This is a genomic window from Mycobacterium sp. NGS63 (assembly GCF_059812295.1).
This window is the reverse complement of the sequence record NZ_JCALCJ010000004.1, coordinates 535,546-550,100: the sequence shown is the minus strand read 5'-3', so window position 1 is coordinate 550,100 and position 14,555 is coordinate 535,546. Positions and strand designations below refer to the sequence as shown.

Below are 14,555 nucleotides of genomic sequence, written 5' to 3'. Positions count from 1 at the left end.
CGGCTAGCCCTCCGTCAACTGCTGGGCCTTGGCGTAGGCCAGCTGCAGGAAGTCGGCGCCGGCCAGGGCGGTGAAGGTGCCCGCGGCCAGCCGGGTCAGCCGCGGCGCGAAGATCAGCCCGATCACGAACCCGGTGGCCACCCACATGTCGAGGCAGAAGGGGCAGGTCAACAGCTCCCCGACGCTGTGCCGCAGCGCGCTGCCCTGCCGGGTTTCCTCCATCACCTCGGCCGGGCCCCCGGAACCCGCGTAGTGGGCGAACGGCGCCCGCAATGGGCTGGTCACGGCGTCCTTGGACACTGTGCGCGACAGCTTGTGGGTGCCGACGGTGACGGTGAGGAGGTCCTGGACGCCCCAGCGCTCGGGCAGCCTGCGCCCGGTAGCCGCGGCGATGGCGGCGGTGACGGTGACCAGCAGCCCGTAGATGGCGAGGACCACCGTGTAGCCCTCCAGCGGCCGGGGGTTATCCCCGCGATACGCGTCGGCTTCCCGCCGCGCACGGTCGGCGACCTTCTCGGTGATTTCGGGTGCTTCGCCCATGGGCGCTCCTTCGGGTTCGGGTCCTGAGTGGGTTACCCCGTTGAGCGGCCGAAAATCACGATCTTGGGCGAATGGCCCGCGGCGATGCGAGATATGTCAAGATCGCTGACATGGGTCAGGCCGAAGACGCTCCGCTTGGTTATCTGCTCTACCGGGTGGGAGCCGTGCTGCGACCGGAGGTTTCCGCGGTGCTCGGTCCGCTGGACCTGACACTGCCCGAATTCGTTTGCCTGCGCATCCTTTCGCTGTATCCGGGCATGTCCAGCGCCGAATTGTCCCGGCACACCAACGTCACGCCCCAGGCGATGAACACAGTGCTGCGGGGGCTGGAGAACATCGGCGCGGTGGAACGGCCGGCGTCGGTGTCCTCCGGGCGCGCGCTACCGGCCACGCTGACGGGTCAGGGCCGCGCGCTGCTGAAGCGCGCGGAGGCCGCGGTCCGGGTCGCCGACGCGCGGATCCTGGGCAAGCTGACCGACGCGCAGCAGCGCGAGTTCAAACGCATGCTGGAAAAGCTGGGCTCCGACTAGCCGGCCTGGATGCGGGCCCAGGGCCGGGCCTCCTCGAGCTCGTAGGCCAGTTCGAGCAGCAGCGCCTCGTGCCCGAGGTCGGCCGTCAGCATCATGCCCACCGGCAGGCCGTCGGCGGACCGGGTCAGCGGCAGCGAGATCGCGGGCTCGCCGGTGACGTTTTGCAGCGGGGTGAACGCGACCCAGTCGATGAGCCGGTCCATCACCTGCCGGTAGTCGGTGGGGGCCAGGTAGCCGACGCGCGGCGTTTCGTCGGCGAGGGTCGGCGTGAGCACCGCGTCGTAGGTGCCGAACAGTCGCGCGGTGCGCCGCCGCAGCCTGCGCAGGCGCACGATCGCCAGCGGGAGCCGGTGCAGGTTACGGCTGGCGTGGCGGTCCAGGCCGAGCGTCAGGGCGTCCAGGCGGGTGCGGTCGAACGTGTCGCCGAACAGCCGCCGCCCGGCGCGCACCTGCGTCATCGCCAGAAAGCCCCAATACAGCACGAAATCGTCGACGAAGCTGGCCGGCACCGGGGGGTCGATCGGTTCGACGCGGTGGCCCAGCTCCTCGAGCAGCGCGGCGGACTTCAGGGTCAGCTCCCGCACCTGGGGGCTGGATTCGCGCAGGACCGAGCGGGTCGACACCGCGATCGTCAGCCGCTTCTTGCCCGGCCCGGTCACGTGGCCGACCGGCTTGAGCTTGGGGCTGGGCCACAGCCGCTCGGCCTCGGCGTAGAAGGCGGCGGTGTCGCGCACCGAGCGGGTCAGCACCCCGTTGGCGACGATGCCCACGGGCATCCGGCGCAGCTCCGCGTCCAGCGGCAGCCGGCCGCGCGACGGCTTGAGGCCGACGAGCCCGTTGACGGCGGCCGGGATGCGGATCGAGCCGCCGCCGTCGTTGGCGTGGGCGATCGGCACCACCCCGGCCGCGACGAACGCGCCGGAGCCCGAGGACGAGGCGCCCGCGGTGCGGTCGGTGTCCCACGGGTTGCGGACCGGCCCCAGCCGCGGGTGTTCGGCCGATGCGCTGAACCCGAACTCCGACATCTGCGTCTTGCCCAGCGACGTCAGGCCCGTCCCCAGGAACACCCGGGTGAACTCCCCGTCGGCGGCGGCGTTCTGGGGCGCCCACGCGTCGGTGCCACGCATGGTCGGCTGCCCGGCGACGTCGACGTTGTCCTTGACGAACGTCGGGACGCCGGAGAACGCCCCGTCGCGGTTTGCGGCCTTGCGGGCTTGCTCGAACCCGTTGTACGCCAAGCCGTTCAGGGCCGGGTTGACGGCCTCGGCGCGGGCGATGGCGGCCTCGACGGCGTCGGCTCGCCCGACCGAACCGGTCCGGATCGCGTCGGCCAGGCCGACCGCGTCGAGGTCACCGAGGGCGTCGTCGCCGAACGCGTGCACATGTCGCATCCGGCTGATGCTACTGCTGGCCCACCTCGAACCGGACGAAGCGCGTCACGGTGACGCCGGCCTCGTCGAGCAGGGCCTTGACGGTCTTCTTGTTGTCGGAGACCGACGGCTGCTCGAGCAGCACCGCGTCCTTGAAGAAGCCGTTGAGCCGGCCCTCGACGATCTTGGGCAGCGCCTGCTCCGGCTTGCCCTCGGCCTTGGCGGTCTCCTCGGCGATGCGCCGCTCGCTGGCCACCACATCCTCGGGCACGTCGTCGCGGGACAGGTAGCGCGCCTTGAGCGCGGCGATCTGCAGCGCGACGGCGTGGGCGGCGTCCTGGTTGTCGCCCTGGAACTCGACGAGCACGCCGACGGCCGGCGGCAGGTCGGCGGCGCGCTTGTGCAGGTAGGCCTCGACGTTGCCGTCGAAGTACTGCACGCGGCGCAGCTCGAGCTTCTCGCCGATCTTGGCGGACAGGTCGGCGATGGCCTGCTCGACGGTCGTAGTCGCCGAATCTTTGTCAATAGGAGAAGCCTTCAGCGCGTCGACGTCGGTGGCCTTGGCGTCCAGCGCGGCGTCGACGATCTGGTCGGCCAGCGCCTGGAACTCGGCGTTCTTGGCGACGAAGTCGGTCTCGCTGTTCAGCTCGATGAGCGCGCCGCCCTTGGCCGCGACCAGGCCCTCGGCCGTGGCCCGCTCGGCGCGCTTGCCGACGTCCTTGGCGCCTTTGATCCGCAGCGCCTCGACGGCCTTGTCGAAGTCGCCGTCGGACTCGGCCAGCGCGTTCTTGCAGTCGAGCATGCCGGCGCCGGTGAGTTCCCGGAGCCGCTTGACGTCGGCGGCGGTGAAGTTCGCCATATCAGCCTTCCGTGGGGGTGTCGGTGGGGCCCGCAGCGGCGTCGGTGGGGGCGGACGGGGCGGCGGTCGCGGTGGCCGAGGCCAGCAGCTCCTGCTCCCATTCGGCGAGCGGCTCGGCGGCTTCCGCCTCGGGCTTGCCGTCGCCGCGGCCCAGGCCGGCGCGGGCCTGCAGGCCCTCGGCGACCGCGGAGGCGATCACCTTGGTCAGCAGCGCGGCCGAGCGGATCGCGTCGTCGTTGCCGGGGATCGGGTAGTCCACCTCGTCGGGGTCGCAGTTGGTGTCCAGGATCGCGATGACCGGGATGCCCAGCTTGCGGGCCTCGCCGACGGCGATGTGCTCCTTGTTGGTGTCGACGACCCAGACCGCCGAGGGCACCTTGTTCATGTCGCGGATGCCGCCGAGGCTGCGCTCCAGCTTGTTCTTCTCCCGGGTCAGGCCCAGGATCTCCTTCTTGGTGCGGCCCTCGAAGCCGCCGGTCTGCTCCATCGCCTCGAGCTCCTTGAGGCGCTGCAGCCGCTTGTGCACCGTGGAGAAGTTGGTCAGCATCCCGCCCAGCCAGCGCTGGTTGACGTACGGCATGCCGACGCGGGTCGCCTCGGCGGCGACGGACTCCTGCGCCTGCTTCTTGGTGCCGACGAACAGCACCGTGCCACCGTGGGCGACGGTTTCCTTGACGAACTCGTACGCCTTGTCGATGAACGTCAGCGTCTGCTGCAGGTCGATGATGTAGATGCCGTTGCGGTCGGTGAAGATGAACCGCTTCATCTTGGGATTCCAGCGTCGGGTCTGGTGCCCGAAGTGGGTGCCGCTGTCAAGCAGCTGCTTCATGGTTACGACAGCCATTGGCCGCTATTCCTTTTTGTCGGTTGTCGCCCGGCATCGGGTGAGGCCGGGCCCTGGTGTCTGTCGAGATGCCCAACCCTGTATCAGGGACCGCTCGGCATCTTCTTTGGTGCAGACACGCGAAGTCAGCCCGTTTTCACGGACCGCGGAATGCAGTTTACACCGTTTCGCCAGGTGCTTTGTCCACAGCGCTGAGTGGCCCGATCGGCTTCGTCGCGCTGGACTGGGCGGGTGCGGCGGGTGGCGGTGATGCTGACGCTGGGCCTGGTCGGCGCGGCGCCTGCGAGCGCGGACGACGGGCGGCTGGAGTGGCCGCTGCGCCCGCCCCCCGCCGTCAGTCGGGGGTTCGACGCCCCGTCGCCCGACTGGAACCCCGGCCACCGGGGCGTGGACCTGCCCGGCTCCCCCGGCCAGCCGGTGTACGCCGCCGGCGCGGCGACCGTGGTGTTCGCCGGGCTGCTGGCCGGGCGGCCGGTGGTGTCGCTGGCCCATCCCGGCGGCCTGCGCACCAGCTACGAGCCGGTCCGGGCGCGGGTGCGGGCCGGGCAGGCGGTGAACTCGCAAACCGTGCTCGGTGAGCTGGTCGCGGGCCACGCGGGTTGCCCGGCCGCGGCGTGTCTGCATTGGGGCGCGATGTGGGGCCCGGCGTCGGGCGCCCGCTACGTCGACCCGCTGGGCCTGTTGCGCTCCACGCCGATCCGGCTCAAGCCGTTGGGCGGGTAGCGCTCACGCGTGCTCAAGCGGGTTGGTCCAGCGGACGCCCGGAAACCGCAGGAAATCCGTGTCCGCCGAGGCGATCTCGACACCGTGTTCGATCGCAAGGGCGGCCAGTTGTGCATCGGGGACGAGATTGCCGGTGATTTCCACTCGGGCGCAGAGCTTCCCGTAGACCCGTGCGGTGGTCTCGGTCGCGGGCGGAATCCACACCACCGGGATCGCCAGCCAATCGTCGATGTATCGCCAGGCCTCGGCGGCTGACAGCGGGTTCTCGGTGACCCGCGGATGTGTGACGATCCGCAGGAACGCGCCGACGGTCTGCCAGGGCAGCCCTACCCGGCTGTCGCCGTTGAGCGTGCGTTCCAGCCAGGCTGCGGCGGCCGCGTTGTTGGGGCTCTTTCCGTCCACCGCATACAACAGCAGGTTCGCGTCAACGATCATCGAGCAGGTCGAGCACCTCGGCGACGTTGGTGACGTCGACCTTGAGGCCGAGGTTCGACGTCCGGTGCTCGTACTTGGCGGGCTTGGTGGCGGCGGCTTTGGCCATTCCTCGCCGCGCGAGAAGGTTCAGCGCCTCGCTGATGCCCAGGCCTTCGCGGCGAAGCCGTTCGATCTCACTGGCGACATCGCTATCGATCACGACAGTTGTTCGCATCACCCCATGCTACCGGAGGCGGCGCATCATGATGCATCGCCGACAACATCAGCATGCTAGGCCCGCGGGTGGGCCTGGTCGTGCACCGCCCGCAGCCGGGAGACCGCGACGTGGGTGTAGAGCTGGGTGGTCGCCAGGCTGGAATGGCCCAGCAGCTCCTGGACGACGCGCAGGTCGGCCCCGCCCTCCAGCAGGTGAGTGGCCGCGCTGTGGCGCAGGCCGTGCGGGCCCATGTCGGGCGCGCCGTCGACGGCCGCGATGGTCTGGTGCACGACGGTGCGGGCCTGGCGCACGTCGAGCCGCTTTCCCCGCGCGCCCAGCAGCAGCGCCGGGCCGGACTGCGCGGTGGCCAGCGCGGGACGCCCGTCGGCCAGCCAGGCCGCCAGCGCGTCGGCGGCCGGCGCCCCGAACGGCGCGCTGCGCTGCTTGTCGCCCTTACCGAGCACCCGCACCAGCCGGTGGTGGGCGTCCACGTCGTCGACGTCAAGGCCGCACAGTTCGCTTACCCGGATGCCGGTGGCGTAGAGCATCTCGACGACTAGCCGGTCCCGCAAGGCCAGTGGATCGCCTTGCTGCGCACCGGATTTCGCGGCCGTCATGGCCGCCACCGCCTGATCCTGGCGCAGCACCGACGGCAGGGTGCGGTGCGCCTTGGGCACCTGCAGCCGCGCCGCCGGGTCGCTCGCGAGCAGGCCGCGCCGCGCCGCCCACGCGGTGAACGCCTTGATCGCCGAGGTGCGACGGGCCAGCGTCGTGCGGGCCGCACCGGCCGCGGCGGATGCGCCCAGCCACGACCGCAGCACCGGCAGGCTCAGCGTGTCCAGGTCGCGCCCGTCCAGGAACGCGAGCAGCGAGCGCACGTCGCCCAGGTAGGCCCGGCGGGTGTGCGCCGAGCGCCCGCACTGCAGGTCCAGGTACTCGTCGAACTCGTCGAGGATCGCCTCCACGCCATCAACGTTCGCAGGCGCGGGGCGCTGCGCTCAGGTGACGCGCCGAAGCGTGTCCGGGGTGAGATCTTTGCGGGTGGGATAGCCGTCGACGGCCATGATCAGGTCGGCCTCGGCCAGGATCGAACGCAGCACGTGCACGATGCCGTCGACGCCGCCGAGGGCCAGGCCGTAGGCGTACGGGCGGCCGATGCCCACCGCGGTGGCCCCCAACGCCAGCGCCTTGATGACGTCGGCGCCGCTGCGGACCCCCGAGTCGAACAGCACCGGCATCCCGTCGGCGGCCTCGACCACCCCGGGCAGGCAGTCGATCGCGGGCAGGCCGCCGTTGGCCTGCCGGCCGCCGTGGTTGGAGCAGTAGATGCCGTCCACGCCGCCGTCTTTGGCGCGCCGGGCGTCGTCGGGGTGGCAGATCCCCTTGACGAGCAGCGGCAGGTCGGTCAGCGAACGCAGCCAGGGCAGGTCGTCCCACGTGAGGGGGTTGCCGAACAGCTGCGCCCAGCGCAGCACGACGGCCCGCGGGTCGGCTTCGGGCGGTTGCTGCAGGCCGGCGCGGAACACCGGATCGCTGGTGTAGTTGCTCAGGCAATGCCCGCGCAGCTGCGGGAAGTTGGCAGTGCTGAGGTCGCGCGGCCGCCAGCCGGGCACCCAGGTGTCGAGCGTGACGACGATCCCGCGGTAGCCGGCGGCCTCCGCGCGGTGCACGAGGCTGGCGGCCAGGTCACGGTCTTTGGGGGTGTAGAGCTGGAAAAAGCCTGGGGTGTCGCCGAATTCGGCGGCCACGTCTTCCAGCGGGTCGGCGGTCAGCGTCGACACCACCATCGGCACACCGGTGGCCGCGGCCGCGCGGGCGGTGGCCAGGTCGCCGTGGCCGTCCTGGGCGCAGATGCCGATGACCCCGATCGGCGCCATGAACAGCGGCGACGGCAGGGTCATGCCGAACAGCTGCACGGACAGGTCGCGCTGGTCGGCGCCGACGAACATCCGCGGCATCAGTCCCCAGCGCTCGAAGGCGGTGCAGTTGGCCCGTTGCGTGCGCTCGTCGCCCGCGCCGCCGGCGACGTACGACCACACCGACGGCGACATCGCGGCGCGCGCCTTGGCTTCCAATTCGGCGTAGGCCACCGGCAGCGACGGCACCGTGCCGGCCAGGCCCTGCAGGTAGATCTCGAACTGGTAGTCACCGAATGCCATGCGACGAGCATGCCAGCCGGCGCTCAGCCGGTGGCTTCTGCCTCGGCCAGTTCTTTCTTCCATTGCCGGAAGGTTTCCTCGGTGCGGCCCCGGCGCCAGTAACCCGAGATCGACGACGCCCATTTCGCGTCCACGCCGCGCTCCTTGCGGATGTAGGGCCGCAGGTTGTGCATGACGGTCTGCGCCTCGCCGTGGATGAACACCTGCACCTGGCCCGGCAGCCAGGGCGCGGCCTTGACCGCCTCGATCAGCGGCGCGAAGTCCCCGGCGCGGTCCTCGGGCACCAGATCGGCGCGGCCGCCGCGGTAGACCCAGCTCACGTCGACGGATTCCGGTGCGGTCAGCGGGATCTCGTCCTCCTGGCCGGCGACCTCGATGAACGCCTGACCGACGGCGTCGGGCGGCAGCGCTTCCAGCGCCGCGGCGATGGCCGGCAGCGCCGACTCGTCGCCGGCCAGCAGGTGCCAGTCGGCGGTCGGGTCGGGGGTGTAGGCGCCGCCGGGGCCCATCAGGTAGATCGGCTGGCCGGGCTGCGCCGTCGCGGCCCACGCGCCCGCGACCCCGTGCTCGCCGTGCACGACCACGTCGAGGGTGATCTCGTGGGCGTCGGGGTCGACGCGCCGGACCGTCAGCGTGCGCACCGTCGGCTTCTTCTCCCGGGGCAGGTCGGCGAAGCTGTCCAGGGTCAGGGGATGCGGCAGCCCGGACACGTCGACGTCTCCGGGCAGGAAGGCCAGCTTCACGTAGGAGTCGGTGAACTTGCTGGGCACGAATTTGTCGAAGTGCGCGCTGCCGAGCACCACCCTGACCATGTGCCGGGTGAGTTGTTCGGTGCGGGCGACTTGGAAGCTCTGCAGAGGTCGACCTGCCACTGATCCTCCTGTCTCCTCTTATCGAGCCCCGACCTCCGTCGACTATACGAGCCGCGGCGTCGCAGCCCGGGTGCGGACGATGCGCCACCTCCCCTCGTCGCGGCGCGCCAGCCCCGCGAGCTCGAGGATGGCCAGCGGGCCCAGCACCTGCTCGGGCGCCAGGCCGGATGCGACGGCGATCTCGTCGACCGTGGCCGCGCCGCGGCCGGGCAGCGCCTCGTACACCCGCCGTTCGGTGTCGCCGAGCCCGTCGAGCGCCGTGGTGGGGTGGGGTTCCTCGGGCGCGAGCTCGCCGATGCGTCCGACCAGCTCGACGACGTCGTCGGCCCGGGTGACCAGCTCCGCGCCGTTGCGCAGCAGCGCGTGACAACCCGCCGACGCCGACGAGGTCACCGGCCCGGGCACCGCGGCCACCACGCGGCCGAGCGCCCGGGCCCAGGCGGCGGTGTTCGCCGCGCCACTGCGCAGGCCCGCCTCGACCACCACGGCCGCGCCCGCGACGGCGGCGACCAGCCGGTTGCGGGTCAGAAACCGGTGCCGCGCGGGGCGGACGCCCGGCGGGTATTCGCTGAACACCAGCCCGCACTGGCCGATGCGGTGCAGCAGCGCCGAATGGCCTGCCGGATACGGGATGTCGATCCCGCCGGCCAGGACGGCGACGGTGACCCCCGCGCAGTCCAGCGTCGCGCGGTGGGCCGCGCCGTCGATGCCGTAGGCGCCGCCGGAGACCACCGTGACGTCGCGCTCGGCCAGCCCGGTGGCCAGGTCCGCGGCCACGTGCTCGCCGTAGACGGTGGAGGCGCGGGTGCCGACCACGGCGGCCGCGCGCTGGGCCACCTCGTCGAGGCGTTGGGGGCCCAACGCCCACAACACCAGCGGCGGACCGCCGCGTGCCTTCACCGCGGCGGCGTCGAACGCGGCGAAGGCGAGCAGCGGCCACTCATCGTCGTCGGGCGTGATCAATCGGCCGCCGCGGTTGTCGAGCAGCGCCAGATCGGCTGCGGCCCGGTCTATTTCGCGCCTGGCCTCGGTGTGCCGGGCCAGCGCGTCGTCGACCGACCCGCGCCGGACCCGGTCGGCGGCCTCCACCGGCCCCACGCGTCGCACCAGCGCGGCCAGCTCCGCGCAGGGCGGTTCGGCGACCCGGGACAGGTAGGCCCACGCGCGCCACACCGGATCGTTCATCGCTGCGCCCCGGGTTGCCGGAAGCTGAGCGCGGTGGCGACCTCCTCGAGCCCGGGCGCGACGCGGCCGGCCAGATCGGCCAGGCTCCACGCGACCACAAGAACAGCGAAATAGCGGATGTGTCTCGTCTACATATGTATGGTTCCGTACATATGCCCACTTCAGCGCATATATACGACTTCTCCTGTGGCCCTTGGCATTTCGTTGCTATCGCCTTACCGTTGGCCCTATGACCACCACCGCACTGCCCGGCCAAGCCGCATTTACCCAGCTGTATGCCTGCCGATCCGAACTGCTGCGCGCCGAAGCTGCAGCGCTCAACGCAACCGACGCGCTGGACGGCGCGCACAGAGGCCGCGGCGAGGAATTGGCCGAACGGCTGGGCTACACCATCGCCTTTGTTGAGCGCCTGGCCCTTGCCGTCAGGGGTGACCTGCTATGACGACGCGACGGCTGCCGGGGCCAGCACCAACCGTGCTGCCGGCGCGCTGGGCGCGCTGGGTGGAACTGTTCGCCAACGAGCAGCACGCCGCCAAACGCAGCCCCAACACCATCGCCACCAGAGTCGGCCACCTGCGCGCGTTCGCGTTGGCCCACCCGCGCAGCGACCCGCTGACCGTCACCCGCGCCCAACTGATCCACTACCTGGGCAACAACGACTGGACCCCGCGCACCACTCACAGCGTGCGGTGCACCCTGCGCGTGTTCTTCCGGCTGCTGTTCGATCTGGAGCATCGCCGTGACGACCCGGCCCGGACGCTGCCGCCAGTCAAGCTGCCGCGCGCGCTGCCCCGCCCATGCCCGGACCACGTGATCGTCACCGCGTACGGCACTGTGACCGACACCCGCGTCGGCTTGGCCATCCGGATCGCCGTGGAGACCGGGTTGCGGCGCGCCGAGATCGCCCACCTACGCCCGGCCGATGTGGAAGGCGGTCCGGGCAACCACTGTGTGCACGTGGTCGGCAAGGGTGGCCACGAACGCACCGTGCCCATCTCCGATCAGCTTGCCGCCCAGCTGTTGTCAGTGAAAACCGCGTGGGTGTTCCCTGCCCCGTACGGCGGCCCGATCACTCCGCGGCACTTAGGCAAGCTGATCACTCGGGCACTACCGGGTCCGTGGACCACACACACGCTGCGCCACCGATTCGCTACGGTGGCCTACCAAACCACCAGCGACCTGCGCGCCGTCCAAGAGCTGCTCGGCCACACGTCGCCCGTCACTACAGCCATCTACACCAAAGTCAGCGACGAGTCCATGCGACGGGCGGCGATAGCGGCCGCCGTCCAGGCAACACCGCTAGGTTTGGTGGCGACTGACTGTTAGGACATTGGTTTACGGGAGTCGGACAAGTAGTCGAGGTCCAAGCTTTCGGTCCGTAGGACGAGCGAGAGCGGAAAATCATCGATCGAAGCCAGCTCCGCCGTTACCGAGCTCACCGAGCCGGTAAGACCCAACGAATGTGCTTCGGCTTCACACTGGCGAGCCCAAATCTCGATTAGGTACTGCCACGCGAAGTACCGGTCGCTCTGACTGTGACCCGTCTCGCCAAGGTATTTCACATATTTGCTGATTTGGGCCTTGAAATTATGATCCGTTGGCGCGTCGAGGTCATCCGGTGGCTCTCCGACGTCTTCCGGGAACGGAATGATGTTGGCTTGAAGGATGACAATGAGTGTCAATTGGTGCGGTGGCTGCGTCCAGTCCGCGCATTGGACCCTAATTGAGTGAACGCTGGTTACCGCTTGTCCGAGCGGCGATTTCTCCTTGCGCGCCTTAGCTTTTAGCGCTTCCGTGAGGGGATTCAGGCAATCATTGACTTCGTTTGGGTACGCAAAGCGTCCGTAGCGGCGCGAGACCGAGAAAGCGAATTCCCTTACCTCCTTATCTGATTCGACTCCCGCGACGCGGTCGCACGAGAGCAATGCGGTCTTCGCCACCGTAGTGATGCCGTCGAGGTCTGCAAAAAAGTCCGCACCGGCTCTGGGAACGGCTACGTATTGTGTCCGCGCGCCCGACGCTGCCTCACGGAGATCATTGGGGTCCTTCAGGCGTACCAAAGGGGCAATCTGAATACGCTCCCGATGGGGCAGTGACGCATCGCACGATTGGCTGATGACGACCACGCTATCCGTATCTTCGACCACTCTAGGCGTCCAATTATGGTCGAACACAAATGCTTTGGCGTTGCGGAAGATATCCCCTTGACGCCAGTCGCTGCATGATGTGCCTAGCTCGGGTGCCGGAATCTGATCTTTGTCATCCTCAGTAAAACCAAATAGCGCCAGAATCCTACCGATACCCCACACCGCTATAGCTCGACTTCACCCACCGGCGTACGCAGGGGCTCGCGGATGGCATCAATGAGGCGTTCAGGGCCGAAAGGTGCGCCCCAAGTCGGGCCAGCAGAATGCTCTTGGCGTAGACGGTCGATGACACTCAATCCGTCTGGTTCAACTTGAAGTAGCCGCGCACGAACCACCTCTGGCGCCGTCGATTCGTCAGGCATTTCAGACTCAAATCCGCGGATGATCGCAGCGAAGGCGCGGAGCCGCCGAGCATTCGACTCGTTGAGCCGTCCACCGTTGGCCCACATATGAACCGCCCGTCGGGAGACACCGAAGACCTTGCCCAGCTGATCCCATGTGAGTCCGGAGTGCGCCTTGACCCATGCAACCTCTTCGCGGTCGCTGCGAGACTCAGCACTGCGAGGCGCGATTGGAACCGGCTTCGGTCTAACCGGAGGGGCGAAAGCGCCAGAGCCCGTACGATTTACAGCCGCGAGTGATTGTATCGCACCGTAATTACCGCCAATTGATGTCCCGGCTATGCCCCCAAAAGCGGCAAGGCCAGCCATGATCAGCGATATGCCTGCTCTGGTCACATACGGACAGTTGGGCGGCACGTCGGTGCCGAAATCGCTGAACTCATAACGATATTCGGTCACTTGATCGCAAACGTCTACCGTCATCGTCACACTTCACCCCCAAAAGCGATGAGGAATTCTTCTGTCACAGCCCACCGGAAGAATTGATAGCCCCTTAGCGCTAAATCCCGTGCGTCCTCGTAGAGGTTCCCGCCCTGTTGTGTGCCTGGAGCGAATTCGCGGAACGAATCCATGTCAAGCATCCATGTCGGGTAGTCGTACGTCGATACCGAGCTATCGATCGTCGTGCCGGCCGGCAGCATTCCCCACCGCGCCATGAAGGACGCATCGCCGGGCAAGCGGTAGCGCGCTTCGGTGACAGCCGAGAGCAGTTCAGCTTCATCCTTGTGTTGGGATTCCCAGATTCCTAAGACCTCGGGCCGCAACAGTTCAGGCAGGCGACCGAGAAGATCCGGCTGTGTCAGTTGATTGACGTAACGAACGCCAAGCCGACTGATATACGGCACGGTCACATGCTCGTTCAAGGCCTGCCACGCGTCAACAAGCCGCTGAGCGAAGTCCCTGCGACGTACATACTGGGTGGTGTCGATGCTGAGGAAGGCCCCACAAAAAGTGATTTGCCAGTGGCGATCGGCGCTAAGGAGACGAAACAGTCGGGTAGTAGTGCGATCCTCGCTGACACCGTCAGCGGTGATGGTCATCGTCATTTCTTGACCGATTTCCATCAAGGGATACTGGTCGGCAAGCGCGTCGGCGACCTTTTTGCCGACGGCGTCCTCGTTGGTCGAGAACCTGGTGAGGTGCGGAAACCTGACCTGTGCGATGGTACGAACAAGCGGAGCCCTCACCAACGGGATGTTGGTGTCGGACTCGGCGAAGGCGAATGGATGTGCTGCTGCCGCCATGCTTCACACTGTACTTCACACTAGTGACAAGGTTTAGGTTTCACCCAACGCGCCCAGGGCGCGCGCTGCCCCAGCTTGGCCAGTTCCTCCATATTTGGCTTCGTCGGGTCCCGGTTCCACAGCGCCGGGACCCCGCGCTGGCCCGCCACCAACTCCACCCAGGTGCCGCCCGCCCGGCAGCAGCGCCCACACGGCCCCCGCACGCCACCAGGCAGGCCAGACGGGGAGGGGGCGGCCAAACAGGACGGGGACCGGGAGGCAAACCACGCCCGCCCCAGCGGTGATATATCCCCCCGAGCGTGAATTGCCCGATTGACGCCTGACTGCGGCCTTGCTGCAGGCGGGTTTTAGGTGCCTGTGACGTGCGGGGATACCGAAATCCGTGGTGCGTCAGGGGGTTGGGGGAAAATGCCCATCATGAAGGCCGCCGAGCGGGAGCGCCGCAACGCCCAGGTGCTGCAGCTGTGGTTGTCCGGGGCCAGTCACCGGGTGGTCGCGCGGGCTGTGGGGCTGCGGTCCCACCGCAGTGTGGGCAACATTGTGGCGGCGGCGCTGGGGGACTCCACGGATCGTCGGGAACTGCTGGCCGGTGAGGCGTTCGCGGTGTGGCAGGAGCGCACGGAGCGGCTGTTTCGCGCCCACTGGCAGCTGGCCCTGGATGGTAATCACCGCTCCGCGGAGTTGTGCCGCAAGTTGCTTGCGCACATGGCGTTGGTTTATGGCTTGCACCAGGAGATTCGGGTGGCGGGCACCCAGCTGGATGCGGTGGGGCCGGGGACTGTACCGGTGGCCGATGAAACCGACGTGGAAGGTGAGGATCTGTTGGCGCGTATGCGGCGTGACCACGCCCGCGCGCTGGGCGGTGTCGGTTAGAGCGGCGGTACGGCGTCGCCGCGTGTCACGGCAAGCGCATCCACGCCTGTGTGGCACCGCGTTTCACGGAAAGCGGGAAAGCCGAGCTGGCGCGGCTCTCGTGGAATAAAGCCCACCACGGTCGCGGCGGCGGTTTTCGCCGGACTCCTGGCACCACGACGACCCCGCTCAGGCAAT

Annotated in this window: 17 protein-coding genes and 2 pseudogenes; 5 read left to right on the top strand and 14 right to left on the bottom strand. The window is 68.7% G+C overall.

Annotated features, from left to right (window positions below; all coding sequences use genetic code 11):
- Window positions 1-3 precede the first annotated feature (3 nt).
- The gene (locus tag AC5Y4Z_RS13250; RefSeq protein ID WP_499964369.1) at window positions 4-540 is read right to left on the bottom strand and encodes a DUF1360 domain-containing protein; all 537 of its coding nucleotides are present in this window, start codon (window positions 538-540) and stop codon (window positions 4-6) included.
- A 110-nt stretch (window positions 541-650) separates the two neighbouring features.
- On the opposite strand from AC5Y4Z_RS13250, the gene AC5Y4Z_RS13245 reads away from it, so the two are divergent.
- Complete coding sequence (locus tag AC5Y4Z_RS13245; protein ID WP_499964367.1) at window positions 651-1,070, top strand: MarR family winged helix-turn-helix transcriptional regulator; 420 nt, start codon at window positions 651-653, stop codon at window positions 1,068-1,070.
- On the opposite strand, the gene AC5Y4Z_RS13240 is transcribed toward AC5Y4Z_RS13245, so the two are convergent.
- The 3 genes from AC5Y4Z_RS13240 to rpsB are packed head-to-tail and all read right to left on the bottom strand — an operon-like array spanning window position 1,067 to window position 4,143.
- On the bottom strand, window positions 1,067-2,461 hold the full coding sequence (locus AC5Y4Z_RS13240; protein WP_499964365.1) for an amidase: 1,395 nt from the start codon (window positions 2,459-2,461) through the stop codon (window positions 1,067-1,069). The two genes, AC5Y4Z_RS13245 and AC5Y4Z_RS13240, sit on opposite strands and share 4 nt — an antisense overlap.
- A gap of 10 nt (window positions 2,462-2,471) precedes the next feature.
- Window positions 2,472-3,299: a translation elongation factor Ts gene (gene tsf / locus AC5Y4Z_RS13235; protein ID WP_499964363.1), complete on the bottom strand. Its 828-nt coding sequence runs from the start codon at window positions 3,297-3,299 to the stop codon at window positions 2,472-2,474.
- 1 nt (window position 3,300) lies between these two features.
- Complete coding sequence (gene rpsB / locus AC5Y4Z_RS13230) at window positions 3,301-4,143, bottom strand: 30S ribosomal protein S2 (RefSeq protein ID WP_499964361.1); 843 nt, start codon at window positions 4,141-4,143, stop codon at window positions 3,301-3,303.
- 249 nt (window positions 4,144-4,392) lie between these two features.
- On the opposite strand from rpsB, the pseudogene AC5Y4Z_RS13225 reads away from it, so the two are divergent.
- Window positions 4,393-4,857 (top strand): annotated as a pseudogene (locus AC5Y4Z_RS13225) (M23 family metallopeptidase); the annotation flags it as partial.
- A gap of 12 nt (window positions 4,858-4,869) precedes the next feature.
- On the opposite strand, the gene AC5Y4Z_RS13220 reads toward AC5Y4Z_RS13225, so the two are convergent.
- From AC5Y4Z_RS13220 to AC5Y4Z_RS13190, 7 genes and pseudogenes are all read right to left on the bottom strand, one after another.
- Entirely contained in the window at window positions 4,870-5,301 is a 432-nt protein-coding gene (locus AC5Y4Z_RS13220; RefSeq protein ID WP_499964358.1) for a TA system VapC family ribonuclease toxin, read from the bottom strand.
- Window positions 5,291-5,515 (bottom strand): CopG family transcriptional regulator, encoded by a 225-nt coding sequence (locus tag AC5Y4Z_RS13215; protein ID WP_499964355.1) that lies wholly within the window; start codon window positions 5,513-5,515, stop codon window positions 5,291-5,293. The genes AC5Y4Z_RS13220 and AC5Y4Z_RS13215 overlap by 11 nt, the downstream gene beginning before the upstream one ends.
- Window positions 5,516-5,571: 56 nt before the next feature.
- Window positions 5,572-6,462, bottom strand: coding sequence for a tyrosine recombinase XerC (locus tag AC5Y4Z_RS13210; RefSeq protein ID WP_499964352.1), 891 nt, complete (start codon window positions 6,460-6,462; stop codon window positions 5,572-5,574).
- 33 nt (window positions 6,463-6,495) lie between these two features.
- A complete protein-coding gene (locus AC5Y4Z_RS13205; RefSeq protein WP_499964349.1) occupies window positions 6,496-7,656 on the bottom strand; it encodes an alpha-hydroxy-acid oxidizing protein in 1,161 nt (386 codons plus the stop codon).
- Window positions 7,657-7,679: 23 nt separating this feature from the next.
- Window positions 7,680-8,528, bottom strand: coding sequence for a siderophore-interacting protein (locus AC5Y4Z_RS13200; RefSeq protein ID WP_499964347.1), 849 nt, complete (start codon window positions 8,526-8,528; stop codon window positions 7,680-7,682).
- Window positions 8,529-8,570: 42 nt separating this feature from the next.
- Window positions 8,571-9,713, bottom strand: a complete 1,143-nt coding sequence (gene dprA / locus AC5Y4Z_RS13195; protein ID WP_499964345.1) for a DNA-processing protein DprA — start codon at window positions 9,711-9,713, stop codon at window positions 8,571-8,573.
- Window positions 9,710-9,814 (bottom strand): annotated as a pseudogene (locus AC5Y4Z_RS13190) (hypothetical protein); the annotation flags it as partial. The pseudogene AC5Y4Z_RS13190 and the gene dprA, both read right to left, overlap by 4 nt.
- Before the next feature lie 128 nt (window positions 9,815-9,942).
- Here AC5Y4Z_RS13190 and AC5Y4Z_RS13185 point away from each other — a divergent pair.
- Entirely contained in the window at window positions 9,943-10,155 is a 213-nt protein-coding gene (locus AC5Y4Z_RS13185) for a hypothetical protein (RefSeq protein WP_499964343.1), read from the top strand.
- A complete protein-coding gene (locus AC5Y4Z_RS13180; protein WP_499964341.1) occupies window positions 10,152-11,039 on the top strand; it encodes a tyrosine-type recombinase/integrase in 888 nt (295 codons plus the stop codon). Before AC5Y4Z_RS13185 ends, AC5Y4Z_RS13180 begins: the two co-directional genes overlap by 4 nt.
- Here the strand turns inward: AC5Y4Z_RS13180 and AC5Y4Z_RS13175 are convergent.
- Genes AC5Y4Z_RS13175 through AC5Y4Z_RS13165 form a run of 3 tightly spaced genes read right to left on the bottom strand, consistent with a single transcriptional unit; the run spans window position 11,036 to window position 13,505 of the window.
- Window positions 11,036-12,022 (bottom strand): hypothetical protein, encoded by a 987-nt coding sequence (locus AC5Y4Z_RS13175; RefSeq protein WP_499964339.1) that lies wholly within the window; start codon window positions 12,020-12,022, stop codon window positions 11,036-11,038. The two genes, AC5Y4Z_RS13180 and AC5Y4Z_RS13175, sit on opposite strands and share 4 nt — an antisense overlap.
- A 2-nt stretch (window positions 12,023-12,024) precedes the next feature.
- Window positions 12,025-12,684: a hypothetical protein gene (locus AC5Y4Z_RS13170; protein ID WP_499964337.1), complete on the bottom strand. Its 660-nt coding sequence runs from the start codon at window positions 12,682-12,684 to the stop codon at window positions 12,025-12,027.
- A 2-nt stretch (window positions 12,685-12,686) separates the two neighbouring features.
- Entirely contained in the window at window positions 12,687-13,505 is an 819-nt protein-coding gene (locus AC5Y4Z_RS13165; protein WP_499964336.1) for a TIGR04255 family protein, read from the bottom strand.
- A 417-nt stretch (window positions 13,506-13,922) separates the two neighbouring features.
- Here AC5Y4Z_RS13165 and AC5Y4Z_RS13160 point away from each other — a divergent pair, with 417 nt between their 5' ends.
- Entirely contained in the window at window positions 13,923-14,378 is a 456-nt protein-coding gene (locus AC5Y4Z_RS13160; protein ID WP_499964334.1) for a hypothetical protein, read from the top strand.
- The last annotated feature ends 177 nt before the right edge of the window (window positions 14,379-14,555 follow it).